Here is a 25,387-nt window from a genome sequence, read left to right as displayed (position 1 = left end):
GGTAAACTGCAAATCTTTGCTGGCAACAACAAAGTCGAAGGCGAAGTCGAGTTTTCAGGCGGCCTATCTGGCGAGCTGGGTTTGGGCGAAGGTAAAAAAGTAACGGTAGATACTATCGACGTAACCTCAGTTGGTGGCGCACAAGAATCTGTTGCTATCATCGATGCGGCACTGAAATACGTAGACAGCCACCGCGCAGAGCTGGGTGCATTCCAGAACCGTTTCAACCATGCAATCAGCAACTTGGACAACATCAACGAGAACGTGAATGCGTCGAAGAGCCGTATCAAAGATACTGACTTCGCGAAAGAAACGACTCAAATGACCAAGTCACAAATTCTATCGCAAGCGTCAAGCTCAATCCTTGCGCAAGCGAAACAAGCGCCAAACTCAGCGCTAAGTCTGCTAGGTTAATTTCAAACCTAAGACGAGAACCTCATTGGCTCGTGGTGAGAGATGAGCGAGTAAACCCAGCTTCGGCTGGGTTTTTTTCTGTCTTTTGGGGACTCAGGATTTCTGCGAATCACGACATTAGAGCTTCATCACATTTCAGTAAGCCAAAGAAAATAATCGCAAAAAATTGAAAATTTCTTCTAAAGGATATTCATCGGTCGCCGTTAAAGGGACTGAGAGAAATGAGATGTACCTAAGTGAGGTGAGAGACACGACGGTACATTCACTAAAGCCTTAAGGAGATCAATTATGGCGATTAACGTTAATACTAACGTTTCTGCGATGACTGCACAGCGTTACCTAAACCAGGCAGCTGACGGTCAACAAAAATCAATGGAGCGTTTGTCTTCGGGTTATAAAATCAATAGCGCGAAAGACGATGCTGCAGGTCTACAGATTTCAAACCGCTTGAATGCACAAAGCCGTGGCCTAGACATGGCGGTGAAAAACGCAAACGACGGTATTTCTATTGCACAGGTTGCTGAAGGTGCAATGAATGAATCTACCAACATCCTACAACGTATGCGTGACCTATCGCTTCAATCTGCGAATGGTTCTAACTCAAAAGCAGAACGTGTTGCGATCCAAGAAGAAGTAACAGCGCTAAATGACGAGCTAAACCGTATTGCTGAAACTACCTCTTTCGGTGGTAACAAGTTGCTGAACGGTACATACGGTACGCAATCTTTCCAAATCGGTGCAGACTCAGGTGAAGCAGTGATGCTTTCTATGGGTAGCTTGCGCTCAGACACTTCTGCAATGGGTGGCAAGAGCTACGCAGCAGAAGAGGGTAAAGATGCATCTTGGACTGTTGGTGAGAAAACTGAGTTCAAAATGAGCTACACCAACAAACAAGGTGAAGAGAAAGAGTTATCGATCAGCGCAAAACAAGGCGACGACATTGAGCAGCTAGCAACGTACATCAACGGTCAAAACGATGATGTAAAAGCGTCTGTTGGTGAAGATGGCAAGCTACAAGTATTTGCTTCTTCTCAAAAAGTTCAAGGTGATGTTGAGTTCTCTGGCAACCTAGCGGACGAGATCGGCTTTGGCGGCCCGAAAGACGTAACAGTGAAAGACATCGACGTAACAACAGTAGCAGGCTCTCAAGAAGCTGTGGCTGTTATCGACGGTGCCCTGAAGTCAGTAGACAGCCAACGTGCGTCACTTGGTGCTTTCCAAAACCGCTTCAACCACGCAATCAGCAACTTAGACAACATTAACGAGAACGTTAATGCGTCTAACAGCCGTATTAAAGATACTGATTACGCGAAAGAAACCACTGCGATGACTAAGTCGCAAATTCTTCAGCAAGCAAGTACTTCAATCCTGGCTCAAGCGAAGCAGTCTCCATCTGCAGCGCTAAGCTTGTTGGGCTAAGTGGTTGACCCAGCCTGAGGTAAATACCTTAGTGCTGGGGCACCAAAGCGATAGGTTCTATCGTTAGCCCATAAGGTGGAAGGGAGATTGTAATGGATATATCCTCCTACGCATCGAACATCCAGCCTTACGGCACGCCAAGTGGCACAAAGTTTGCAAATAAAAATGGCAATGATATAGGCACGTCTAGCCCAGCAAATTCAAATGGTGAGGTTTCGCCGCAAAAAGCGAAAGACACCGAATACGACTTCTCTGTTCAAGCTGCGATCGAGATGGCGGAAAGCCGTCAAGAGCTGAACAAAGAAGAACGTGAAAAATTGGTCGCGCAAATGAATGAGTTTGTGACGTCCATAAACAAAGGAGTCGCGTTTCGAGTGGATGAGGAATCCGGGAGAGATGTGGTGACGATTTACGAAGCCAAAACGGGCGACGTGATTCGTCAAATTCCTGATGAAGAGATGCTAGTGGTATTGCGTCGCCTAGCTGAGCACACAGCCAACAGCGGGTTGTTGACTGAAAAAGTGTAAGTCGTTTTTAGAGGTGATTTGATGAGTTTAGGCCCTTTGGGGATGTCTGGCGGCATGGATATCAATTCCATGGTCAGCAAAATTGTGGATGCCGAACGCGTACCAAAGCAGCAACGCATTGACAACGAGCGCACGACAATTAATGCCAGTATCAGTGCCTATGGGCGACTCAGAGAATCACTGGATACGATGAAAAATCTCATGGCGAACTTTCGTCAAGAGAAAGCGTTTGCCGTTCGTACTGTTGAAACGACAGACGACAATATCGTATCTGCTACTGCAACTACAGATGCTATCGCTGGCAAATATGCTATCGATGTGTTGCAGCTTGCCCAGAGCCACAAAGTCGCTTCTGACGTACTGCCAGAAGACACAAAGTTTGGCCCTGGTAAGCTGCAGATTTCGCTTGGTGATGACACCTTCAACGTGAACGTTCGTTCGAGCTCCAAGCTCGCAGATGTCGTACGCGGCATCAACGGCTCAAAAGACAATCCCGGTGTTCGAGCATCTCTCATTAACGACGTTGAAGGACCACGCCTTATCCTTGCCTCAAATCTCTCTGGTAAGGATCATCAAATCAGAGTCAGTGTGGAGGCCGACAAAGGCAACCCTCTAAAGTATTTCGAATATCAAACACTTGAAGACCGTGTTAACGCGCTTGAAGAAGCTCGTTCAGCGGCGGAAGAAGTGTTAGGTCCTCTTCAATTCCCCGAGCAACCAGTAGAACTGGATGCAAACGGCAATCCTCTACCTCCAGAAGAGCAAAAAGCGGCAGAAAATGGACAAGATGATGGCTCCCAAGAGCCAATCTATGCTGCGGGTGCAGAAGCTGCTAAAGCTGGGCAGGAAGCGATTGATGAAGCCAACCGACGCGCGAGTTTGCGCCCTGAAGACCGAATTCCAGGGTGGACAGAAACTGCGTCAGGCACTTTGCTGGATTCTTATGAAGAACCAGAGCTTGAACTCGACGAGAAAGCAATAGAGAAGGCACCAGATGTACCGGGTTGGAGCAATGCGGCATCAGGCACATTAACCGACTCTTACGTTACGACGAAAGAGGCCAAGCAGCTTCTTGAGCAAGAAAAAGCTGAAATTGAGCAAAAAATTGCGAGTGAAAAACAAGCGTTAGACGCAAAAGTTGAACGTGGTGAATTGACCGAAGAGCAAGCGAAACAAATTCATCGCGCTAAGCTGGATCCTCAAGAGCGTGAACGTTTAGAAAAAATTGATGAAGCAGAAGCGAAAATCGCAAAAGCGCAATCTGCTTTTGAAGAATACCTTGGTATGACAGAGGTACAAGCAGGGCAAGATTCAGAAGTTCTGCTTGATGGAGTAGCAAAGCTATCTAGTCACAACAATGTGATTGAAGATGCCATAGAAGGTGTTGATTTAACACTTAAAGGCAAATCAGAACCGAACAAGCCACCTGCTGAAATTGGCGTCGAATACGACCGTCAGAGTGTGCGTAACGACATCGAAAACTTTGTTGCGGCGTACAACTCGTTTTATCAAACGTCTCAAGCGTTGGCGAGTGTGGATCCGGTCACTGGTCAAAAAGGACCGTTGTCGGGTGACAGTACCGTACGCAGTGCAGACTCACGATTAAAATCGGTATTTTCCACTCAAATTGATAAAGCGCCTGAAAACCTAAAGTCATTAACTGAATTTGGCATTACTACCACGCGTCAAGGTACCTTAGAAATCAACTATGACATGTTAGATCGTCAGTTGAACAACAACTTCAACGAGCTAGAAAAGTTCTTCGGTGGCAACACAGGTTTTGCTAAACGAGTCGAAGATGCGATTCATGGTATTACAGGCATTACAGGCAGCATTCGTACTCGAGAAAAAAGTCTCACAGAACAAAATTATCGTTTGAGTGATGATCAAGCGGCATTAGATCGCCGCATGGAAAGCCTAGAAAAACGCACTCACGCGAAGTTTACCGCCATGCAAGATGCGACTGGCAAAATGCAAGGTCAGTTAGGTGCCTTAATGAGTGCGTTGGGTTAATAAATGCAAAAAGAACTCATAGATATTAGTGATATAGATCAACTAATTACGCAAGAATTGGAAAAAGTCGACTTTAGTACTGAAGAAATTCTTCGCTTGGTCGATATCAGGGAACGGTTATTGCAAAACCTGTTACCAATTATTCATCAAAATCCTTTGGTTAAGCAGGATGCAGAGTGGCAAGCGTTGCTTACTCGTACCAAAAGAATTGTCGAGCTGATGCAATCGGAAACGTCAAAGGTCGGAAAAGAACTTCATAAGTTTCGTTATGGCCAGCGTTCGCTTCAGCAGTACAAAAAATTTATTTAAAAGAGGATTACTATGCGCGGTTCTTTGCAAGCATACAAAAAGGTATCAGTCGACAGCCAGCTAAGCGCGGCTTCTCCGCACAAAGTCATTCAAATGCTTATGGCTGGTGCGATTGAGCGCCTTATTCAAGGTAAAGCGGCCATGCAAGCAGGCAATATTCCAGCAAAAGGTGAGCGTTTAGGTAAAGCGCTAGACATCATCATTGCGCTACGTAGCTGTCTATCGATGGATGACGGTGGTGATATTGCTTCAAACTTAGATTCACTCTATGAGTTTATGATCACGCAAATTTCAGCTGCTAACCATCAAAATGATCCTCAACTGATCGACGACGTTATCGACATTATCCGTGAGATCAAATCCGCTTGGGACCAAATCCCTACAGAGTTTCATAATCTTACAGCAGCTGAAGTCGGTATTTAATAACCAAAACAACGCGTTAAGATATTAGAGGAATATATTTGTCAATTGCGCAACGAGTTGTGTAGCAAAGTTTCTATCAAGCTCACACCTCTTTATTGCTTGGTTGCCTTATTTTTATATTCAAATAAAATAGAAGCCATTAGTAGCCCTAATGGCTTTTTTTGTTGCTGATTTTCCTATTTTGTCTATCGTAAATTGAGTGTGGTGGTTCTGCCTTCTTTTAGCACCCAATTGCGCAAATCAAGGTTTGGCCGCAACGCACCTAAAATAAAGGCAATCATTCTTACTTATGCAAGGTTTGGCAAAGCTGCTTGTAATTGATGATGACGCATCAAGTCGTTTAAATTTAAGCAATATATTGGAATTTGTTGGAGAAAATTGCGAAGCGGTCAGTTCTGATCAGCTCAGCGATGTTGATTGGTCTAGCGTATGGTCGTGCTGTATTGTTGGTAACATTCCAGCAGGTCAAGCGGCGAATACGGTTATCTCTCATTTAAACAGCGCCTACCACATCCCACTTTTAGTCATGGGCCGATTTCCGTTGCCCGTGGATGATCTTCCAAATTTTGTAGGTGAGCTAGAACTACCTCTTAATTACCCACAGCTTAGTGAGGCGTTACGCCACTGCAAAGATTTTCTGGGTCGAAAAGGGGTCAATGTCGTTGCCAGTGCACGAAAAAACACACTTTTTCGCAGCTTAGTTGGTCAAAGCAGAGGTATTCAAGAAGTTCGTCACCTGATCGAGCAAGTCTCAGACACTGAGGCAAACGTGTTGATCTTGGGTGAATCTGGTACCGGTAAAGAAGTCGTTGCGCGTAACATTCACTATCATTCGTCGTACAGCAGTGGTGCCTTTGTGCCCATTAACTGTGGTGCCATTCCACCGGAGCTTCTAGAAAGTGAATTGTTTGGCCACGAAAAAGGCGCGTTTACTGGTGCGTTAACGGCACGTAAAGGTCGATTTGAGCTCGCAGACGGTGGCACGATCTTTCTTGATGAGATTGGCGATATGCCGATGTCGATGCAAGTAAAGTTACTTCGCGTATTACAAGAGCGCTGTTTCGAACGTGTGGGTGGCAATAGCACCATCAAGGTCAATGTTCGAGTTGTCGCGGCAACACACCGTAATCTAGAAAGTATGATTGAAGAAGGCACGTTCCGAGAAGACTTGTTCTATCGTTTGAACGTGTTTCCAATCGAGATGCCTGCGCTGAAAGAGCGCAAACAAGATATTCCATTGCTGCTGCAAGAGTTGATGACGCGTCTGGAAGCGGAGGGTGGCCAGCCTATCTGTTTTACCCCTCGTGCGATCAATTCATTGATGGAGCACAACTGGCCGGGTAACGTGCGTGAGTTAGCCAACCTTGTTGAGCGAATGATCATTCTGTACCCAAATAGCTTGGTCGATGTAAACCACTTACCAACCAAATATCGCTACAGTGATATTCCGGAGTTCCAACCAGAAAGTAATCCGTTTATTTCGGTTGAAGAACAAGAGCGTGATGTGTTCCAAGACATCTTCTCAGAAGACTTTAGCTTTGATGATCAAGACGATCTTGACCACAGCATGAACGCTCCGCAAGCGCTGCCGCCTGAAGGTGTAAATCTGAAAGAGCTGTTGGCTGATTTAGAAGTTAATATGATCAGCCAAGCGTTAGAAGCACAAGGTGGAGTCGTGGCACGAGCCGCTGATATGCTGGGTATGCGACGCACAACGTTGGTGGAAAAAATGCGTAAGTACAACTTACAACGCTAGGCAACGTTGAGATTTAAGACGATATCTAAATCATTTGGGCTATTTAGCATCGTTTTTCTGACACCAAAAACCGTTATCTGAGGGTGTCAACTTATTGTCGATGACTTAACGTCATGATAAATATAAAAAATAGCTTGGTACGCTAATTGCTTACCAAGCTATTTTAGTTTTAGCGGCGATATTTCGACAGGCAGTAATGGATAACAACACCAACCAATCCCATTTAGATTCCGTAGAAAATCAGGTTGAGCGCTATAAGCAGGTGCTTGATGTGATGCCTGCCGGCGTGATTCTGCTCGACACGTTCGGCATAGTGCGTGAAGCAAACCCAGAGGCGCACCGAATTCTTGAGATTCCACTGGTTAATGAAAAATGGTTCAACATTATTCAGGCGGTGTTTGATCCTCGTGAGGATGATGGTCACGAAGTTTCCCTGCGGAATGGTCGTAAAGTTCGATTAGCCATTTCGGCTTCTACGACAGGTCAATTGATCCTGATTACCGATTTAACCGAAACTCGCTTACTTCAAGCTCGTGTGAGTGATTTACAACGCTTGTCGTCGTTAGGGCGTATGGTAGCGTCACTTGCTCATCAGGTAAGAACGCCGCTATCGAGCGCCATGCTATATGCATCCAATTTGGGAGCGCCAAACCTTCCACCAGCGACAAGGGAGCGCTTTCAAACCAAATTAATGGATCGACTGCACGATTTGGAAAAGCAGGTTAATGATATGCTGCTTTTTGCTAAAGGTGGTGATAATAAAGTCATTAAGCCATTTACGATTGCTCAGTTGGTGGCGGAATATCAGCCGATGGTCGAAACCGCGCTAAAAAATAACGGTATTGATTACTGCCTAGAAGTGGAAGAAGAACAAACTGAGTTGCTAGGCAATGCGAATGCGATTGCATCCGCGTTGAGCAACCTTGTCATGAATGCGATTCAGATGTCTGGTAAAGAGTCGCAAGTCGATATATTTTTCCGCCCGGTAAATGGCGAGTTGCGCATTTCAGTGCAAGACAGCGGACCGGGTGTACCTGAAGAACTACAAGCCAAAATTATGGAGCCATTTTTTACCACGCGTTCTCAAGGAACCGGGTTAGGGCTGGCTGTTGTTCAAATGGTTTGCCGTGCCCATGACGGTCGATTGGAACTTATTTCAGAGCAGGGTGATGGAGCCTGCTTTACCATGTGCATTCCGCTAGAGCGAGTGCAACCAGAAGCGCAGTAAGCAGCTTCTGGTAATAACAATTACTGGAGAATCAGAATGGCGCAAAGCAAAGTGCTGATCGTAGAAGACGATGAAGGTCTTCGTGAAGCCCTAGTGGATACTCTGGCTCTGGCAGGGTATGAGTGGTTAGAAGCTGACTGTGCGGAAGACGCACTACTAAAACTCAAATCGAATACTGTCGATATCGTCGTTTCTGACGTGCAAATGGCAGGTATGGGCGGATTGGCTCTGCTCAAAAACATCAAGCAGAATTGGCCTAACTTACCAGTACTGTTAATGACGGCGTACGCCAACATTGAAGATGCCGTGTCGGCAATGAAAGACGGCGCGATTGACTACATGGCGAAACCATTTGCACCAGAAGTATTGCTGAACATGGTCAGTCGATACGCACCGATCAAAAGCGATGACAATGGTGACGCGGTCGTGGCAGATGAAAAAAGTCTGCGTCTACTTGCTTTGGCCGATAAAGTGGCACGTACAGATGCGAATGTTATGGTGCTAGGTCCGAGTGGCTCAGGTAAAGAAGTGATGTCGCGTTATATTCACAACGCATCAAACCGTAAAGATGGTCCATTCGTTGCGATCAACTGTGCGGCGATTCCAGACAACATGCTGGAAGCGACACTATTTGGTTATGAGAAAGGCGCGTTCACTGGCGCGGTTCAAGCGTGTCCGGGTAAGTTTGAACAAGCGCAAGGCGGCACAATCTTGCTGGATGAAATCAGCGAAATGGACTTAAACCTGCAAGCGAAACTATTACGTGTTTTGCAAGAGCGTGAAGTGGAGCGCCTTGGCAGTCGTAAGAGCATCAAGCTGGATGTACGTGTGCTTGCGACCAGTAACCGTGATCTCAAGCAGTACGTCTCAGAAGGCAACTTCCGTGAAGATTTATACTACCGCCTGAATGTGTTCCCAATTGCGTGGCCAGCACTGAACGAACGCAAAGGCGATATTGCGCCACTTGCCAAGCATCTTGCTGAGCGTCATTGCAGCAAGATGGGGATGCCAGTGCCTCAATTTTCAGCCGTTGCGGTAGAAAAACTGCTGCAATACCCTTGGCCAGGTAACGTTCGTGAGCTGGATAACGTGGTGCAACGAGCTCTTATCTTAAGTGAGAATGGTGATATCGACGCTGAGCACATCTTACTAGAAGGGGTGGATTGGCAAGATGCCAACAGCTTGCAGCATGTGGTTCAAAATGCAGAGATGGTTGTACCTAATGTTAAGCCAGTCGCTCAACCTGAGAGTGTGAACCGTCCGGTATCTGGCGGGGAGGGCTTGGGCAGCGAGCTGCGTGACCAAGAATACGCCATTATTTTGGAAACCTTGGTGGAGTGTAACGGCCGACGCAAAGAAATGGCGGAGAAACTGGGCATAAGCCCACGAACCTTGCGCTACAAACTTGCCAAAATGCGTGATGCTGGTATAGATATCCCAAATTAACATGTGCAATCGCCATAAGACAAAAAGTGTAAGCAAACCGCTAACTAATGTCTTATGGCACGTTAATTGCTGTGTTAATAATCAGTTTTGTTAATAGTCAATCTTTTGGCTTAGAGGTGCTAATGAAAGTTGATGGTATTCAGGCAGAAATGCGCGCCATGATGGTAGAAGCAACCAATACAGCTCCTACTGCAAGTGGGGCGAAAGTTGGAGCAGATTTTAATGATCTCCTAACTAAAGCCATCAATAACGTGAACACACTTCAAAAAGCATCCGGTGATTTACAAACCCGTTTTGATCGTGGTGATGCCGATGTTTCCCTTTCTGACGTTATGATTGCTCGTAACAAGTCTAGTGTCGCTTTTGATGCGACGGTTCAAATTCGCAATAAACTCGTTGAGGCGTATAAAGACCTCATGAACATGCCAGTGTAATTTAGGTAATAAGTGTGGCAGACAAGTCTACAGATTTAACCGTCACTGAAGGCGGCTCAGATGGTGCACTGGTAGCAAGTTCCGACGTAGATGTGGAGAGTCAAAATCCAGATCTAGAGGAGCGCAGTGCGTCAAAATTTGATATGGCAGTGGGTGACCTTGATTTACTTCGTCAAGTTGTACTTGTGCTGTCAATCTCCATCTGTGTTGCATTGATCGTGATGCTGTTCTTTTGGGTCAAAGAGCCGGAGATGCGCCCGCTTGGAGCGTATGAGACCGAAGAGTTGATCCCCGTTTTGGATTATCTGGACCAGCAAAAAATCAATTACAAGCTTGATGGTAATACCATTTCTGTTGAATCGAGCGAATACAACTCGATCAAACTTGGCATGGTTCGCTCGGGCGTAAACCAAGCCACAGAGGCGGGCGATGATATTTTGCTGCAAGATATGGGCTTTGGCGTATCACAACGTTTAGAGCAAGAGCGCCTTAAACTCAGTCGAGAACGTCAATTGGCTCAAGCGATTGAGGAAATGAAGCAAGTTCGTAAAGCACGAGTCTTATTGGCGCTGCCAAAGCACAGTGTGTTTGTACGTCACAATCAAGAAGCATCTGCGTCCGTATTTTTGACACTGTCGACTGGCACGAACCTCAAACAGCAAGAAGTTGATTCTATCGTTGACATGGTGGCGAGTGCCGTTCCGGGAATGAAAACCTCCCGAATTACCGTCACAGATCAGCATGGCCGTTTGCTCAGTTCAGGCTCTCAAGACCCTGCTTCTGCAGCGCGACGCAAAGAGCAAGAATTAGAGCGTAGTCAGGAACAGGCGCTGCGTGAAAAAATTGATTCAGTGCTATTACCTATTTTAGGTTATGGCAACTACACGGCGCAGGTCGATATCCAAATGGATTTCAGCGCGGTTGAACAAACTCGCAAACGCTTTGATCCCAATACCCCTGCAACCCGCAGTGAGTACGCATTAGAAGATTACAATAACGGCAATATGGTAGCGGGTATTCCGGGGGCGTTAAGTAATCAGCCTCCAGCGGATGCCTCTATTCCGCAAGATGTGGCTCAGATGAAAGACGGTTCTGTCATGGGGCAGGGTTCGGTGCGTAAAGAATCCACGCGTAACTTTGAGCTTGATACCACCATCAGCCATGAGCGCAAGCAGACGGGGACGGTTGCTCGTCAGACAGTTTCTGTTGCGATTAAGGACCGTCGTCAGGTCAACCCAGATACGGGAGAAGTGACCTATACCCCTATGTCCGAATCGGAAATTAATGCTATTCGCCAAGTCTTAATTGGTACGGTCGGTTTTGACCAAGGCCGTGGTGATTTGTTGAATGTACTGAGTGTGAAGTTTGCAGAGCCTGAGGCTGAACAGCTGGAAGAACCACCAATTTGGGAGCACCCTAACTTCAGTGATTGGGTTCGTTGGTTCGCAAGTGCATTGGTGATCATCGTTGTCGTGTTGGTTCTGGTTCGCCCAGCAATGAAGAAATTGCTTAACCCTACCAGTGATGACGAAGACGAAATGTACGGACCAGACGGCTTGCCGATTGGTGCGGATGGTGAAACTAGCCTGATTGGCAGCGACATTGAAAGCAGCGAACTGTTTGAGTTTGGTTCAAGTATTGATTTGCCAAACCTTCATAAAGATGAAGATGTATTGAAAGCGGTTCGCGCTCTGGTTGCGAATGAACCTGAACTTGCTGCTCAAGTAGTGAAAAACTGGATGAATGACAATGGCTAACGATATCGTACCTCAAGATGACAACGCCGCGGGAATGCCAGTTGAGCTGGATGTCTCAACCATTACTGGCGAAGAAAAAGCAGCAATTTTGCTACTGAGCCTCAATGAACAAGATGCCGCTGGCATTATTCGTCACCTAGAGCCAAAACAGGTCCAGCGTGTGGGTAGTGCGATGGCTAAGGCGAAAGATCTCAGCCAAGACAAGGTGTCAGCCGTTCACCGTGCGTTTTTGGAGGACATCCAGAAATACACCAACATCGGCATGGGCAGCGAAGACTTCATGCGTAATGCACTGGTAGCGGCTCTTGGTGAAGACAAAGCCAACAACTTGGTTGACCAGATCCTGCTTGGTACGGGTTCAAAAGGCTTGGATTCGCTGAAATGGATGGACCCACGACAAGTGGCGAGCATCATTGTCAACGAACACCCGCAGATCCAAACCATCGTATTGTCTTATTTAGAAGCAGACCAATCCGCGGAGATTTTGTCTCAGTTCCCTGAGCGCGTGCGTTTGGACCTGATGATGCGTATTGCCAACCTTGAAGAAGTTCAGCCATCGGCACTGGCAGAGCTGAACGAAATCATGGAGAAACAGTTCGCGGGTCAAGCTGGCGCTCAAGCAGCCAAGATTGGCGGCCTGAAAGCGGCAGCGGAGATCATGAACTATCTAGACAACAACGTCGAAGGTTTATTGATGGAACAGATTCGCGATCAAGACGAAGACATGGCGACGCAAATTCAAGACTTGATGTTTGTCTTCGAAAACTTAGTCGAAGTGGACGATCAAGGTATTCAGAAATTGCTGCGTGATGTACCACAAGACGTGTTGCAAAAAGCACTTAAAGGTGCCGACGATTCTCTGCGTGAGAAGGTATTTAAGAACATGTCGAAACGAGCGGCTGAGATGATGCGTGATGACATCGAAGCGATGCCGCCAGTTCGCGTGGCGGATGTCGAAGCGGCACAGAAAGAAATCCTGGCGATCGCTCGTCGCATGGCCGATGCAGGCGAACTCATGTTGTCTGGCGGTGCGGACGAATTCTTATAATCTCTATTGCTCCGTGATTATCCTATTGCGGAGCGCCCTCACTTCTTAATCGAATACATAATAGGTAACCCATGGCTGGCGAAAGAAAACGTGGATTTATCCGTCCTGATGAAGATGATTCGATGATCGAACCACAACGTTGGGGGTTGCCTGATTACGGCGAGCCCAAAGCCAAGCAAGCAAAACAAACCGCGTTTAACTATGACCCGGGTTGGGTACCGAATCTTGAAGAGCCAGAAGAAGAGCAAGCACTTGAGCTAACCGAAGAGCAGATAGAGCTGATCAAGCAAGGCGCTTATCAGGAAGGTTTGTATCAAGGTCAAGAAGCCGGCTTTAAGCAAGGTTATGAAAAAGGCAAAGAAGAAGGCCTGCAAGCGGGCCATGCTGAAGGGCTGGAGCTTGGAAAAGCCGAAGGCGTGACCGCAGGTCAAGAATATATTCAGCAGCAAGTCGAAACCTTTATGAACTTGGCCAATCAGTTTACTCAACCTTTGGAGTTGATGAATGCTCAGGTTGAAAAGCAGCTGGTGGATATGGTGCTCTGTTTAGTCAAAGAAGTCGTGCATGTCGAAGTACAAACCAACCCTCAAATTATTTTAGACACGGTTAAGCAGTCGGTTGAAGCGCTGCCAATATCAGGTCATCCCATTACCTTGCACCTGAATCCAGAAGACGTTGCGATTATTCGCTCAGCTTACGGCGAAGAAGACCTTGATTGCCGCAACTGGACGTTGGTTGCTGAGCCATCACTCAATCGAGGCGACGTCCAAATTGAAGCGGGTGAATCAAGCATTAACTACCGTATGGAAGAGCGCGTCAAAAGCGTGTTGCACAGTTTTTGTGGTGCAAACCGTCATCAAGAGGGTGAGTAATCCATGCAAGCATTGGCTGACCGTTTAAAAAACTACAAAGTTGAAGGCTTAACGACGCGCCCAGTTGCCTCTGGCAAACTGGTTCGAGTGGTTGGGTTAACGTTGGAAGCGACAGGCTGTCGCGCACCAATTGGCAGTTTATGCTTAGTGGAAACCATGTCCGGTCAGATGGAAGCCGAGGTCGTCGGTTTTTCAGGTGATAACCTATTTTTGATGCCAAGCGAGCAAATTACGGGCATTTTGCCTGGCGCTAGAGTGACGCCATTAACCAGTGACGCTGGCTTGCCTGTTGGCATGGAGTTACTTGGTCGCGTGATTGACGGGGTTGGTAATCCGCTTGATGGACTTGGCCCGTTGTATACCGATCATCGCGCCTCTTTTAATGCTGAGCCAATCAACCCGCTGGCTCGAAAGCCAATTTCAGAGCCACTTGATGTGGGTTTGAAAGCGATTAACGGATTATTGACGGTAGGTAAAGGTCAGCGTATCGGTCTGTTTGCTGGCTCTGGTGTGGGTAAATCGGTCACGCTTGGCATGATGACGCGAGGTACAACCGCACAAGTTGTTGTGGTCGGTCTGATAGGTGAGCGTGGACGCGAAGTTAAAGAGTTTATCGAAGAGATTTTAGGTGAGGATGGACGACGTCGCTCTGTCGTGGTGGCTGCGCCTGCCGATGCTTCACCATTGATGCGTTTGAAAGGCTGTCAAACCGCCTTAACCATTGCAGAGTACTTTCGCGATCAAGGTTTGGACGTTCTGTTATTGATGGATTCCTTGACGCGTTTTGCGCAAGCACAGCGTGAAATCGCCCTTTCTGTTGGTGAGCCGCCAGCGACAAAAGGCTATCCGCCATCTGTGTTCGCCAAGCTACCTGCTTTGGTTGAGCGTGCGGGTAACGGAAGCGCCGAACAAGGCTCAATTACGGCGTTCTTTACCGTGTTGACCGAGGGCGATGATTTACAAGACCCGATTGCGGATGCATCGCGGGCAATTCTTGATGGTCACATTGTGCTGTCCCGTGAAATGGCGGATGCAGGCCATTATCCTGCGATTGACGTCGAAAAGTCGGTTAGCCGTGTTATGCCGCAAATCACCACTGAAGAACATGTTCTGATGTCGAAAGCGGTACGTCAGGTCTTGTCGATTTGCCGCAAGAACCAAGATTTGGTCTCGATTGGGGCGTACAAGCCGGGCACCGATCCTGCTATCGATGGCGCGTTTACATTGAAGCCAAAGTTAGACGAATACTTACAGCAGAGCATGAAAGAATCGGTGCCATACGATATGTGCGTCAACATGCTTAGAAACATTTTGGGCGGGTGATAGCGCATGAACAATGCGATGGAGTTCCTACTTGAGCAGACTAAAGAGCGTGAAGATCAAGCCGTACTTGCGCTGAACAAAGCGCGCTCTGAACTTGAAGATTATTACCGTCAGGTTGAGCAAATCGAAAAGTATCGCCTTGATTATTGCCAACAGCTTATCGACCGTGGCCAGGCGGGCTTAACGGCAAGCGAATATGGGCATTTAAATCGCTTTCTCACCCAGCTAGACGAAACGTTATCTAAGCAGAAACAAGCGGAAAGTCATTTCAAAGAACAGGTAGAAAACTGTCAAGAATACTGGTTAACAGTACGCAAAGAACGCAAATCCTATGAGTGGATGATCGAAAAGCGAGAGAAAGAGAAGCAGCTTGCGGAAGCCAAACGGGAACAAAAGCAAATGGATGAGTTTTCAACGTTGCTTTACAGCCGTCGAGCGAAGCCTTTTTAATGTTTAAAAGTTGATGTTGCTTCCACTTATAGCGCTCGATTTGTCACTGCGGCAATGAGCTTGTTATTGGCGTAATTTTTGCAGATAACTTTGTAGATGATCATCCCAATAACCTAAATTTGCCACCGTGTGCAATTTAGCAGCGGCCTAGCGCTCGAAGCTGCTGATAATGAGAATTTCTATATGAATGTGAATTTGTCCAATGTTTCTGCGACGAGCAAGACGTCAGTTTCTGACTCTGCCGCACAAGCACCTACAGAAAACGCGGAGAACAAGGGATTTTTGGAAACCTTGACGGATGCATTTTCAGGTTCACAAAAGTCAGAAAAAGTAGCAACGAAATCACAAAACGGTGAAGACCAAAACAGTGCCGAGGTTAACAAGCTTTCGTCTGGCGACGCTGATAGCCAAGATACGGTCACAGACGTGGCTCAAGAGAGCAGTAACGACGCCGAAGAGTTTCTGGCGCAAGAAAGCCATCAAGAGCAAAACCGCTCTGGCGACATGCTGACAGAGCATGCGAACACCATTCAAAGTGATGAAGCAAGCCTACTGGAAGCCAAACTAGGCGAGCACTCGCAAAATGATGCTGATGTCACTGAGAAAGTCGGTTCACTCTCGAACGCCCCTTCAGCTGCTAATGGCGCAAAAAGCGCGATGGGTGAAGGACAACAGCTGCTTGGTCGTATTGAACAAGCGAATCAAACCTTGAAAGCGAATAATGCATCCATCGATAGTGGCAAAGTTTTGCCTCAACGAGCGGGTTTAGAGCACTCGTTTAACGAGCAAACAACAGACATTGATGAACTTGCTTTGAATGACATGCCATCAGCTCAATCGCTTGAACAAGTGCAGGCAATGGCCGGGCAAGGCTTAGAGCCAATTTTAGATAAGCATGGTCAACCTATCGATGTCGATAAGCTCTCGTCTGAGTTTGCTACTTGGCAAGGTCTGGCTAAACAAGTCAGTCACCCAACCGAGAAGGGCATGGTCAGTGGTGACGTTGCCAATGAACTATCGCCACTGGAGGTGGGTTTGGATGGCTCTAAAATTGATGCGCTTCAGCATGTTTCCTTGGATGAACTCGAACTCATAGATACCAAACTGGCGCAGGGAAAACCACTGACTCAGCAAGAAGCTGAGATCATAGAAGGGTTGAAAAAAGGGACGGTCATTGCCGATATTCCTGAGCAAGATCTTGCCCAGTTTGTTGCGCTTCCTACTGACGTTAAACAGGTTCTCGCCGAGCAGCAAGTACAACATCATTTGGCTCGCCAGGCTGCGCCTATGGGGATGTCTCAGCAAGCCCTTAATTTTGCGCCTCAATCAGCTCAGCCACAAGCTGTTCAGAGTACAGATAAAGTCGCATTGTCTCCGATGCCAGATGCGTTGGCCGCAGCTCATTTTCCGACGGCGCTTCAAGGCGTAAAGGACGGAGAGGTTAACCAGAAAGTTGTGAATGCCGCATTGACTGCTGGTGCACTTAAAGCGACAGCGGATAAGCAAGATAAACCAGAACTTCAACATGGTTTAGCGGGGCAGCTTCAGGCGATGGCGGGTCAACAAGGAACAAACGTGCAGCAACAAGCGCGTATTGATGCCGCGCAGCAAGCTCAGCTTCCGTTGCAACTGACCAAAGAGTTGGCCAATGAGCAAGTGGCGGAAAAAGTGCAAATGATGATGTCGAAGAACCTAAAAAACCTCGATATTCGTCTTGATCCACCAGAATTAGGTCGTATGCAAATTCGTATGACGATGAACAACGATGTGGCTAATGTGCATTTTACGGTGAACAACCCGCAAGCGCGTGACATCATTGAACAGACGCTTCCTCGCTTGAGAGAGATGTTGGCGCAGCAGGGCATGCAACTGGCTGATTCTTCTGTTCAGCAACAAAACAGCGGGCAGCAGCAAGGTAGGTATACTGCTGAGCAACATGGTCAAAGTGCTCAAGGCAGCGGTTTTTCTGGACAATCAGAAGAGAGCTTTGATGCTGACGTCAATCTGGATTTGAATGTGGCTTCAAAGCGTGATGGAATTAGTTTTTACGCATAACAGGCCGTTTAAAGGCAATAATACAAGGTTACCAAACGACTTCCTTAAGCATCTCGGTAACCTAAAAGAACAATAAGAGACAACAATGGCAGAAGAACAGTTACAAGGGGCCGATGCGCCGAAAGGAAAAGGTAAGTTACTTATCATCATAATCGCTGTTGTGGTATTGCTACTTGGCGGTGGTGCAGCAGCATTCTTTCTCATGGGCTCTGATGAACCAGCTCAGGCTGAAGCGTCTCAACAGGTTCAAGCGAAGGCATCAGATGCCTCGCCCATTGCCTACGTGAATCTTCCTCAGGCATTTGTATTTAACGTTACTGGGGACCGTCGCGACAGACTGGTACAAATTAAAGCGCAGTTAATGGTTCGCGGCGCAGAGAATGAAGAGTTGGCGCGGTACCATTCGCCACTAATTGAGAGCTCTTTGTTATCAACGTTTGCTTCGGCGACGGTTGATCAATTGCGTTCTCCAACGGGACGAGTGGAATTGCGCGATCGTGCTTCCGAAGATATCAAAGCAGCGCTAAACGCTGCGGTCGGTAAGCCAGTGATTGAAAAAGTACTGTTTACAGATTTTGTTATTCAATAGGTAAAACGTGACCGATCTATTAAGCCAAGACGAAATTGATGCGCTATTGCACGGGGTTGACGATGTTGATGACGTCGATGAACCGATAGAAAACGACAACGAAGGTGCCGTCAATTTTGATTTCTCGTCGCAAGACAGGATTGTACGTGGTCGAATGCCGACGCTCGAACTTATCAACGAGCGCTTTGCACGACACATGCGTATTAGTCTGTTTAATATGCTGCGTAAAACGGCAGAAGTGTCGATCAATGGCGTGCAGATGATGAAGTTTGGCGAATACCAAAACACATTGTACGTGCCAACCAGTTTGAACATGGTGCGTTTTCGTCCGTTAAAAGGTACAGCGTTGATCACCATGGAGGCTCGCTTAGTCTTTATTCTGGTAGAAAACTTCTTTGGTGGGGATGGTCGATTCCATGCAAAAATCGAAGGGCGCGAATTTACCCCAACGGAACGCCGCATCATTCAGCTGCTGCTGAAGATTGTATTTGAAGACTACAAAGAAGCGTGGTCGCCAGTGATGGGGGTGGAGTTCGAATATCTCGACTCTGAAGTAAACCCAAGTATGGCTAACATTGTCAGCCCGACAGAAGTGATTGTCGTGAGTTCTTTCCACATTGAGGTCGATGGTGGCGGCGGCGATTTTCATGTCGTTATGCCTTACTCCATGGTTGAGCCGATTCGTGAACTGTTGGATGCAGGTGTTCAGTCCGACAAGATGGAGACAGACGTCCGTTGGAGCTCAGCATTACGTGAAGAGATTATGGATTGTCCGGTTAACTTCCGCGTTAACTTGCTTGAAAAAGACATCTCTTTGCGTGACCTCATGGAATTGCAACCGGGTGACATCATCCCGATTGAAATGCCAGAACATGCGACAATGTTTGTGGAAGACCTGCCGACCTATCGCGTAAAAATGGGCCGTTCGGAAGACAAATTAGCGGTGCAAATTTCTGAGGAAATTGAGCGCCCACATGTAGTCAAAACAGATTTAGCTTTCTTGGGCAAAGACATCATGTCTGAGCTTGAGAATGAAGACGATATAGACGATTAAGATACCTTATTGAACAGACATGCTTTGGCATTAAATAAGGCTTAACACAGGATAGAAAAATGGAACCAAGTGACGATCAAAAGCTAGCAGATGAATGGGCAGCCGCTCTTGGCGAAGACCCGTCTGCACCTTCTGTTGACGTAGATGAAGTATTGGCCGCGCCACTGGAAGAGCTAAAAGACACTTCAAGCCCAATTACCGAAGATGAGCGTCGTAAACTCGACACCATCATGGATATTCCGGTGACGATTTCGATGGAAGTCGGTCGTTCACAAATCAGCATTCGGAACTTATTGCAGTTGAACCAAGGTTCGGTTGTTGAGTTGGATCGTCTAGCGGGCGAGTCATTGGACGTATTAGTCAACGGTACACTGATTGCGCATGGCGAAGTCGTGGTCGTGAACGATAAGTTTGGTATCCGTTTGACGGATGTGATCAGCCAAACTGAACGAATTAAGAAGCTACGTTAAGATGAGCCGCTCAATCAAAACGCGATTGAAGCAAATCACTGGAGCACTGAGCTTAATGCTGAGTGCTCCTTATGCATTTGCTGCCGCACCAAATAATCTGGATCTTGCGACGACACTGGGCTCGCTTGTGCTTGTGATCGGCGTGATTCTTTTGTTGGCTTGGCTACTTAAACGTATGCAAGTGCCGGCGATGGGACAACAAAAAGGCTTGCGTATTGTGAGTCAGTTGCCAGTGGGCACCAAAGAAAGAATCGCCGTAGTTCAAGTGGGTGAAGAGCAGTTTTTGGTTGGAATTACCAGCCAATCAATCCAAACGTTAGCCAAGTTAGATAAGCCACTGAAAGAGGAAGAGTTGGCGACCAATGCTTTTGCGACTCAATTTAGCCAACTGATCAAAAAACATGACAAAGGGTAACCCGATTCGTTTGCTCCTGAGCACGTTGTTGCTTTTCGTCGGCGTGCTGTTTTCTTCATTTTCGTTTGCTGAGGCAGAGGAGTCTGCTCTGCCTGACAACTTGGCCGATGGAAGTAGCGTCACTGTTCAGGCGATGCAAAGTGATACTGGCGCCAGTCGTGCTATGTCCGTTTCTAGTGGTGGTGGCATCCCTGCGTTTACCATGACCACAAACCCAGATGGCAGTGAAGATTACTCGGTTACGCTACAAATCCTAGCGTTAATGACCATGCTTGGCTTCTTGCCTGCTATGGTGATTCTAATGACGTCGTTTACTCGAATTGTGGTGGTGATGTCGATATTGCGTCAGGCAATGGGTTTGCAACAAACGCCGTCTAATCAGGTCATCATTGGTATAGCGCTTTTTTTGACCTTTTTTGTTATGTCTCCTGTCCTGAACGAAATCAACGATAAAGCCGTTCAGCCTTATTTGAATGAGCAAGTCACTGCGAGAGAAGCGTTTGATGCTGCACAAGCACCAATGAAAGCATTTATGCTTAAACAGACCCGAATCAAAGATTTGGAGACATTTGTAACCATGTCAGGAGAGCAAGTTGAGAACCCAGAAGATGTGTCGATGGCGGTGTTGATTCCGGCTTTCATCACCTCGGAGTTAAAAACTGCATTCCAAATTGGTTTTATGCTCTTCTTGCCGTTTTTGATTATTGACCTCGTGGTAGCGTCGGTACTGATGGCAATGGGTATGATGATGTTGTCACCAATGATTGTTTCGTTGCCGTTCAAGTTGATGCTGTTCGTATTGGTCGATGGTTGGAACTTGATACTTTCGACACTCGCGGGCAGTTTCGCCCTTTAGATAAGCGCAGATAGAGGATAAGACATGACACCAGAAATGTTTGTCGAGCTTTTCCGTGAAGCACTTTGGATGGTGCTTATCATGGTCTGCGCCATTATCATCCCAAGTTTGCTTATCGGCCTTATTGTTGCGATTTTCCAAGCTGCGACTTCCATCAACGAACAAACATTGAGCTTCTTGCCGCGTTTGATTGTCACTCTTTTGGCTCTAATGCTATTTGGTCACTGGATGACGCAAATGTTGATGGAATATTTCTATGGCTTGATTGAGCGCTTACCTCAGGTGCTTTATTAGAGGCGCCTATGGAGTACCCCACTAGCGTTGTCTTAGATTGGATCGCAAACTATTTCTGGCCTTACGTTCGTATCTCTTCCATGCTGATGGTGATGACGGTAACTGGGGCTCGATTTGTCTCACCACGAATCCGCCTTTACCTCGGGTTAGCCATTACTTTTGCCGTCATGCCAGCGATCCCTGCAGTGCCTCAAGACATTGAGTTGCTCTCGTTTCGGGGTTTTATGACCATTGCCGAGCAAATGATCATCGGTATTGCGATGGGCATGGTCACTCAATTTATGATTCAAACCTTTGTCTTGTTGGGACAAATATTGGGTATGCAATCAAGTTTGGGTTTCGCTTCTATGGTTGATCCCGCAAATGGTCAGAACACGCCATTGCTTGGTCAGCTATTCATGTTTTTGACGACAATGTTTTTCCTTGCCACCGATGGGCACTTGAAAATGCTGCAACTGGTCGTGTTCAGCTTTAAAACACTGCCGATTGGCTCCGGCTCGCTCAACGCGGTTGATTTCCGTGAAATGGCAGGCTGGCTTGGTATTATGTTCCAAACGGCACTGAGTATGTCTCTATCTGGCATTATTGCACTACTTACCATTAACTTGTCGTTTGGTGTAATGACCCGTGCCGCACCACAGCTGAATATCTTCTCGCTTGGTTTTGCTTTTGCTTTGATGGTGGGCCTATTACTTTGTTGGTACATATTGGCTGGCCTTTATAGTCATTATGAAATGTTCTGGACAGTGGGTGAGGCGCAGATTTGTCGACTCATTCGCTTGGAGTGCTAAGAATTGGCAGAATCAGACGGTCAGGAACGCACCGAAGAAGCCACGCCCCGACGGTTACAACAAGCCAGAGAAAAGGGGCAGGTTGCTCGGTCTAAAGAACTTGCATCAGCATCTGTACTGATCGTTGGCGCCATTTCACTGATGTGGTTTGGCGAGGCGTTAGCACGCTCACTGTTTTCCATCATGAGCCGTTTATTTGATCTTCAACGAGAAGAGATTTTTGATACGGCAAAGCTATTTGACATTGCTTTAGGGGCGATGACCGATTTGTTGTTCCCTCTATTTTTGGTGCTAGCTACGTTGTTTACTGCCGCCATGATTGGTGCTGCGGGTGTGGGAGGAATTAGTTTTTCTGCTCAAGCGGCCATGCCAAAGCTGTCGAAAATGAATCCGCTTAGCGGTTTAAAGCGGATGGTGGGAATGCAAAGCTGGGTAGAGTTGATCAAATCAATTCTTAAAGTGGTTTTGGTTACTGGTGTCGCGATCTATTTGATCCAAGCATCGCAGGCGGATCTAATTCAATTAAGTATGGATGTGTATCCGCAAAACATCTTCCATGCTTTAGATATTCTGCTGAACTTTATCTTGTTGATCAGCTGTTCACTGTTGATCGTGGTTGCCATCGATATTCCATTTCAAATCTGGCAGCACGCTGATCAGTTAAAAATGACCAAGCAAGAAGTCAAAGACGAATATAAAGAAACCGAGGGTAAGCCAGAGGTCAAAGGACGCATTCGTATGCTGCAAAGAGAAGCGGCTCAACGTCGTATGATGGCAGATGTTCCTCAGGCTGATGTTATTGTTACCAACCCAGAGCACTTTTCGGTTGCGCTTCGTTATAAACAGAAGACAGACCGTGCGCCGGTAGTGATCGCTAAAGGCACCGATCACATGGCAATGAAGATTCGAGAAGTCGCCCGAGAGCATGACATCACAATTGTACCTGCTCCGCCACTTGCTCGTGCGCTGTACCATACTACCGAGCTAGAACAAGAGATCCCCGATGGATTGTTTACTGCGGTGGCTCAGGTTTTGGCATTTGTATTCCAGTTGAAGCAATACCGAAAGCGAGGTGGTCAGCGCCCCAAAATTCAGGATTACGATTTGCCAATCCCGCCAGAACACCGGCACTAATGCTAAAAGAAGCCTAATTCTAAAAAGGCTAATTTAATCAGATATTAAGCTCTACTTGAGTGTTTAGTCATTATTTTGGCGTTAATTATGGTACATAGCTTGCTTAAAACGCCTTAATTATCAACCATACCTAAACTTTTAGGCCAAAGCGGTCGCGTATTAATAGTAAGAGCTAACGTGACGCTTCAATCGATTGAGATCTCTCGTAGTATGAAGTTAAGCCTGCCATTTGCAGATAAATTGCCACGAATCCCTCAGCGTGAAATGCCAGCTATTGGCGCGCCGGTGATGGTTTTGGCCACCTTAGCGATGGTGGTGCTGCCTATTCCAGCCTTTTTGCTGGATATGTTCTTCACCTTTAACATCGCGTTGTCGATGGTGGTGTTGTTAGTGACCGTTTACACACGTCGTCCGTTGGACTTTGCCGCTTTTCCGACGGTACTGCTGATCGCGACTTTGTTGCGTTTGGCACTGAACGTTGCCTCGACACGTGTCGTCTTACTGCATGGTCATGAAGGCGGCAACGCGGCAGGTAACGTAATTGAAGCGTTTGGTAATGTCGTTATTGGTGGTAACTACGCGGTCGGCTTAGTGGTTTTCCTTATCTTAATGATCATCAACTTTATGGTGGTGACCAAAGGTGCGGGTCGTATCTCTGAGGTAAGTGCTCGCTTCACCCTTGATGCGTTGCCAGGTAAGCAGATGGCGATTGATGCGGACTTAAATGCCGGATTGATAGACCAAGAACAGGCAAGAGTTCGTCGTTTTGAAGTGACCAAAGAAGCGGATTTCTACGGCTCGATGGATGGTGCCTCGAAGTTCGTAAAAGGTGACGCGATTGCCGGTATTTTGATTCTGTTTATCAACATCATCGGCGGTCTGTCGATCGGTATGGCGCAGTATGGATTGGGTTTCGGTGAGGCAATTGAAATCTATACTTTGCTGACGATTGGTGACGGCCTAGTTGCACAGATTCCATCGCTATTGCTGTCGATTGCAGCGGCGATGATGGTGACACGTCAAAACACCGATGAAGACATGGGTGAACAGCTGGTCTTCCAGATGTTCGACAACCCAAAAGCACTGATGATTACCGCAGCTATTCTCGGTGTGATGGGCATCGTACCGGGCATGCCACACTTTGCGTTTTTGAGTCTGGCGGTCGCAGCTGGCGCGGCGGCGTATTTCATCGATAAACGCCAAAAGCAGAAAGCGAAAGAACCGGCTTTACCAGCGAAAGCTGACGAAGGTGCAGAGCCTTCATCACAACGCGAACTATCTTGGGACGACGTCCAGCCAGTCGATATTATTGGCCTAGAAGTGGGTTACCGCTTGATTCCGCTAGTGGACCGAGACCAAGGTGGAGAACTGTTAGAGCGCGTAAAAGGTGTGCGTAAAAAGCTATCGCAAGATTTTGGGTTCTTAATCCCTGCGGTTCACATACGTGACAACCTTGAACTGACGCCAAACAGCTATCGAATCACATTAATGGGGGTTGCGGTCGGCGAAGCTGAGATTCGTCCGGATCAAGAGCTAGCGATTAACCCAGGTCAGGTGTATGGCATGATTGATGGCGAGCCAACCATTGACCCTGCATTTGGACTGGAAGCTGTATGGATTCGCGAAGATCAGCGTGAGCATGCTCAGGCGTTAGGTTATACGGTTGTAGACTCATCGACAGTATTAGCGACGCACCTGAGCCAGTTATTGACTAATAACGCATCGCAGTTGATCGGTCATGAAGAAGTAGAGAATTTATTAGAAATGTTAGGACGCAGCGCGCCTAAGTTGGTTGAGAACTTTGTTCCTGACCAATTACCATTAGGTGTGGTGGTGAAAGTCCTACAAAACTTGTTAAACGAGGCCATCCCAATCCGCGATATTCGCACGATTGTTCAAACTTTGGCTGAGTACTCAAGTAAGAGTCAAGAAGCTGACATATTGACGGCAGCAGTTCGAATTAGTCTAAAACGTCTAATTGTTCAAGAAATCAATGGTATAGAGCCTGAGCTGCCAGTGATTACTTTGATACCTGAACTGGAACAAATATTGCATCAAACTATGCAAGCATCAGGAGGCGAATCCGCGGGGATTGAACCGGGGCTCGCTGAACGATTGCAGTCTTCACTAAGCCAAGCGACACAGGAACAAGAATTGAAAGGCGAACCTGCCGTTCTGCTTACTTCCGGTGTATTACGCTCGACGTTGGCGAAATTTGTGAAGAACACAATACCTAATCTCCGGGTACTGTCTTACCAAGAAATCCCGGATGAAAAACAGATCAGAATTGTGCAAGCCGTGGGTAACTGA

25 protein-coding genes are annotated in these 25,387 nt (G+C 47.0%); all 25 read left to right on the top strand.

The genetic code is table 11. From position 1 onward, the window contains the following. Positions 1 to 414 (top strand): flagellin (locus ACWPOD_RS16185; protein ID WP_456232057.1); only part of this gene is annotated, 414 nt, incomplete at its 5' end. A gap of 288 nt (positions 415 to 702) precedes the next feature. Beyond that, complete coding sequence (locus tag ACWPOD_RS16180; protein WP_006741693.1) at positions 703 to 1,833, top strand: flagellin; 1,131 nt, start codon at positions 703 to 705, stop codon at positions 1,831 to 1,833. A gap of 92 nt (positions 1,834 to 1,925) precedes the next feature. Then, positions 1,926 to 2,360: a flagellar protein FlaG gene (flaG, locus tag ACWPOD_RS16175; RefSeq protein WP_047008849.1), complete on the top strand. Its 435-nt coding sequence runs from the start codon at positions 1,926 to 1,928 to the stop codon at positions 2,358 to 2,360. Positions 2,361 to 2,381: 21 nt separating this feature from the next. Beyond that, positions 2,382 to 4,373, top strand: a complete 1,992-nt coding sequence (fliD, locus tag ACWPOD_RS16170; RefSeq protein ID WP_432585103.1) for a flagellar filament capping protein FliD — start codon at positions 2,382 to 2,384, stop codon at positions 4,371 to 4,373. A 3-nt stretch (positions 4,374 to 4,376) separates the two neighbouring features. After that, complete coding sequence (locus ACWPOD_RS16165; RefSeq protein ID WP_012841523.1) at positions 4,377 to 4,682, top strand: flagellar protein FliT; 306 nt, start codon at positions 4,377 to 4,379, stop codon at positions 4,680 to 4,682. 12 nt (positions 4,683 to 4,694) lie between these two features. Beyond that, positions 4,695 to 5,105 carry a flagellar export chaperone FliS gene (fliS, locus tag ACWPOD_RS16160; protein WP_012841524.1) on the top strand — a complete coding sequence of 137 codons (411 nt, stop codon included), beginning with the start codon at positions 4,695 to 4,697 and terminating at the stop codon, positions 5,103 to 5,105. A gap of 289 nt (positions 5,106 to 5,394) precedes the next feature. After that, positions 5,395 to 6,861 (top strand): sigma-54 dependent transcriptional regulator, encoded by a 1,467-nt coding sequence (locus tag ACWPOD_RS16155; protein ID WP_006741695.1) that lies wholly within the window; start codon positions 5,395 to 5,397, stop codon positions 6,859 to 6,861. A 196-nt stretch (positions 6,862 to 7,057) separates the two neighbouring features. Further along, on the top strand, positions 7,058 to 8,089 hold the full coding sequence (locus ACWPOD_RS16150; protein ID WP_337168405.1) for a sensor histidine kinase: 1,032 nt from the start codon (positions 7,058 to 7,060) through the stop codon (positions 8,087 to 8,089). Between the two features lie 36 nt (positions 8,090 to 8,125). After that, positions 8,126 to 9,535, top strand: coding sequence for a sigma-54-dependent transcriptional regulator (locus ACWPOD_RS16145; protein WP_046875536.1), 1,410 nt, complete (start codon positions 8,126 to 8,128; stop codon positions 9,533 to 9,535). A gap of 122 nt (positions 9,536 to 9,657) precedes the next feature. Further along, a complete protein-coding gene (fliE, locus tag ACWPOD_RS16140; RefSeq protein WP_012841525.1) occupies positions 9,658 to 9,969 on the top strand; it encodes a flagellar hook-basal body complex protein FliE in 312 nt (103 codons plus the stop codon). Positions 9,970 to 9,983: 14 nt separating this feature from the next. Further along, the gene (gene fliF / locus ACWPOD_RS16135) at positions 9,984 to 11,726 is read left to right on the top strand and encodes a flagellar basal-body MS-ring/collar protein FliF (protein WP_006741698.1); all 1,743 of its coding nucleotides are present in this window, start codon (positions 9,984 to 9,986) and stop codon (positions 11,724 to 11,726) included. Next, the gene (fliG, locus tag ACWPOD_RS16130) at positions 11,719 to 12,774 is read left to right on the top strand and encodes a flagellar motor switch protein FliG (RefSeq protein WP_012841526.1); all 1,056 of its coding nucleotides are present in this window, start codon (positions 11,719 to 11,721) and stop codon (positions 12,772 to 12,774) included. The genes fliF and fliG overlap by 8 nt, the downstream gene beginning before the upstream one ends. 71 nt (positions 12,775 to 12,845) lie before the next feature. Then, a complete protein-coding gene (gene fliH, locus ACWPOD_RS16125; protein ID WP_124008404.1) occupies positions 12,846 to 13,646 on the top strand; it encodes a flagellar assembly protein FliH in 801 nt (266 codons plus the stop codon). A gap of 3 nt (positions 13,647 to 13,649) precedes the next feature. Then, positions 13,650 to 14,969, top strand: a complete 1,320-nt coding sequence (gene fliI, locus ACWPOD_RS16120) for a flagellar protein export ATPase FliI (protein ID WP_046875538.1) — start codon at positions 13,650 to 13,652, stop codon at positions 14,967 to 14,969. A gap of 6 nt (positions 14,970 to 14,975) precedes the next feature. Next, positions 14,976 to 15,419, top strand: a complete 444-nt coding sequence (fliJ, locus tag ACWPOD_RS16115) for a flagellar export protein FliJ (RefSeq protein WP_012841527.1) — start codon at positions 14,976 to 14,978, stop codon at positions 15,417 to 15,419. Positions 15,420 to 15,602: 183 nt separating this feature from the next. Further along, positions 15,603 to 17,474, top strand: a complete 1,872-nt coding sequence (locus ACWPOD_RS16110) for a flagellar hook-length control protein FliK (protein WP_395219955.1) — start codon at positions 15,603 to 15,605, stop codon at positions 17,472 to 17,474. Between the two features lie 85 nt (positions 17,475 to 17,559). Then, positions 17,560 to 18,063, top strand: coding sequence for a flagellar basal body-associated protein FliL (gene fliL / locus ACWPOD_RS16105; RefSeq protein WP_012841529.1), 504 nt, complete (start codon positions 17,560 to 17,562; stop codon positions 18,061 to 18,063). A 7-nt stretch (positions 18,064 to 18,070) separates the two neighbouring features. Next, the gene (gene fliM, locus ACWPOD_RS16100; RefSeq protein WP_006741703.1) at positions 18,071 to 19,117 is read left to right on the top strand and encodes a flagellar motor switch protein FliM; all 1,047 of its coding nucleotides are present in this window, start codon (positions 18,071 to 18,073) and stop codon (positions 19,115 to 19,117) included. Between the two features lie 59 nt (positions 19,118 to 19,176). Next, the gene (fliN, locus tag ACWPOD_RS16095; RefSeq protein WP_012841530.1) at positions 19,177 to 19,587 is read left to right on the top strand and encodes a flagellar motor switch protein FliN; all 411 of its coding nucleotides are present in this window, start codon (positions 19,177 to 19,179) and stop codon (positions 19,585 to 19,587) included. A gap of 1 nt (position 19,588) precedes the next feature. Then, the gene (gene fliO / locus ACWPOD_RS16090) at positions 19,589 to 20,002 is read left to right on the top strand and encodes a flagellar biosynthetic protein FliO (protein WP_012841531.1); all 414 of its coding nucleotides are present in this window, start codon (positions 19,589 to 19,591) and stop codon (positions 20,000 to 20,002) included. After that, a complete protein-coding gene (gene fliP / locus ACWPOD_RS16085) occupies positions 19,989 to 20,858 on the top strand; it encodes a flagellar type III secretion system pore protein FliP (protein ID WP_006741704.1) in 870 nt (289 codons plus the stop codon). The genes fliO and fliP overlap by 14 nt, the downstream gene beginning before the upstream one ends. Before the next feature lie 24 nt (positions 20,859 to 20,882). Further along, the gene (fliQ, locus tag ACWPOD_RS16080) at positions 20,883 to 21,152 is read left to right on the top strand and encodes a flagellar biosynthesis protein FliQ (protein WP_012841532.1); all 270 of its coding nucleotides are present in this window, start codon (positions 20,883 to 20,885) and stop codon (positions 21,150 to 21,152) included. Positions 21,153 to 21,160: 8 nt separating this feature from the next. Further along, positions 21,161 to 21,943 carry a flagellar biosynthetic protein FliR gene (gene fliR / locus ACWPOD_RS16075; protein ID WP_005384463.1) on the top strand — a complete coding sequence of 261 codons (783 nt, stop codon included), beginning with the start codon at positions 21,161 to 21,163 and terminating at the stop codon, positions 21,941 to 21,943. 3 nt (positions 21,944 to 21,946) lie between these two features. After that, positions 21,947 to 23,077 (top strand): flagellar biosynthesis protein FlhB, encoded by a 1,131-nt coding sequence (gene flhB, locus ACWPOD_RS16070; RefSeq protein ID WP_006741705.1) that lies wholly within the window; start codon positions 21,947 to 21,949, stop codon positions 23,075 to 23,077. Between the two features lie 210 nt (positions 23,078 to 23,287). Further along, on the top strand, positions 23,288 to 25,387 hold the full coding sequence (gene flhA / locus ACWPOD_RS16065; protein ID WP_041853026.1) for a flagellar biosynthesis protein FlhA: 2,100 nt from the start codon (positions 23,288 to 23,290) through the stop codon (positions 25,385 to 25,387).

This window comes from Vibrio sp. JZG120 (assembly GCF_053890955.1).
Note: the sequence above shows the minus strand (reverse complement) of the source record. Positions and strands in the feature narration are given on the sequence as shown.

Coding starts and splice junctions, on each gene's coding strand:
- ACWPOD_RS16180 (WP_006741693.1), top strand. CDS start 703: ATGGCGATTAACGTTAATACTAACGTTTCTGCGATGACTGCACAGCGT.
- flaG (WP_047008849.1), top strand. CDS start 1,926: ATGGATATATCCTCCTACGCATCGAACATCCAGCCTTACGGCACGCCA.
- fliD (WP_432585103.1), top strand. CDS start 2,382: ATGAGTTTAGGCCCTTTGGGGATGTCTGGCGGCATGGATATCAATTCC.
- ACWPOD_RS16165 (WP_012841523.1), top strand. CDS start 4,377: ATGCAAAAAGAACTCATAGATATTAGTGATATAGATCAACTAATTACG.
- fliS (WP_012841524.1), top strand. CDS start 4,695: ATGCGCGGTTCTTTGCAAGCATACAAAAAGGTATCAGTCGACAGCCAG.
- ACWPOD_RS16155 (WP_006741695.1), top strand. CDS start 5,395: ATGCAAGGTTTGGCAAAGCTGCTTGTAATTGATGATGACGCATCAAGT.
- ACWPOD_RS16150 (WP_337168405.1), top strand. CDS start 7,058: ATGGATAACAACACCAACCAATCCCATTTAGATTCCGTAGAAAATCAG.
- ACWPOD_RS16145 (WP_046875536.1), top strand. CDS start 8,126: ATGGCGCAAAGCAAAGTGCTGATCGTAGAAGACGATGAAGGTCTTCGT.
- fliE (WP_012841525.1), top strand. CDS start 9,658: ATGAAAGTTGATGGTATTCAGGCAGAAATGCGCGCCATGATGGTAGAA.
- fliG (WP_012841526.1), top strand. CDS start 11,719: ATGGCTAACGATATCGTACCTCAAGATGACAACGCCGCGGGAATGCCA.
- fliH (WP_124008404.1), top strand. CDS start 12,846: ATGGCTGGCGAAAGAAAACGTGGATTTATCCGTCCTGATGAAGATGAT.
- fliI (WP_046875538.1), top strand. CDS start 13,650: ATGCAAGCATTGGCTGACCGTTTAAAAAACTACAAAGTTGAAGGCTTA.
- fliJ (WP_012841527.1), top strand. CDS start 14,976: ATGAACAATGCGATGGAGTTCCTACTTGAGCAGACTAAAGAGCGTGAA.
- ACWPOD_RS16110 (WP_395219955.1), top strand. CDS start 15,603: ATGAATGTGAATTTGTCCAATGTTTCTGCGACGAGCAAGACGTCAGTT.
- fliL (WP_012841529.1), top strand. CDS start 17,560: ATGGCAGAAGAACAGTTACAAGGGGCCGATGCGCCGAAAGGAAAAGGT.
- fliN (WP_012841530.1), top strand. CDS start 19,177: ATGGAACCAAGTGACGATCAAAAGCTAGCAGATGAATGGGCAGCCGCT.
- fliO (WP_012841531.1), top strand. CDS start 19,589: ATGAGCCGCTCAATCAAAACGCGATTGAAGCAAATCACTGGAGCACTG.
- fliP (WP_006741704.1), top strand. CDS start 19,989: ATGACAAAGGGTAACCCGATTCGTTTGCTCCTGAGCACGTTGTTGCTT.
- fliQ (WP_012841532.1), top strand. CDS start 20,883: ATGACACCAGAAATGTTTGTCGAGCTTTTCCGTGAAGCACTTTGGATG.
- fliR (WP_005384463.1), top strand. CDS start 21,161: ATGGAGTACCCCACTAGCGTTGTCTTAGATTGGATCGCAAACTATTTC.
- flhA (WP_041853026.1), top strand. CDS start 23,288: ATGAAGTTAAGCCTGCCATTTGCAGATAAATTGCCACGAATCCCTCAG.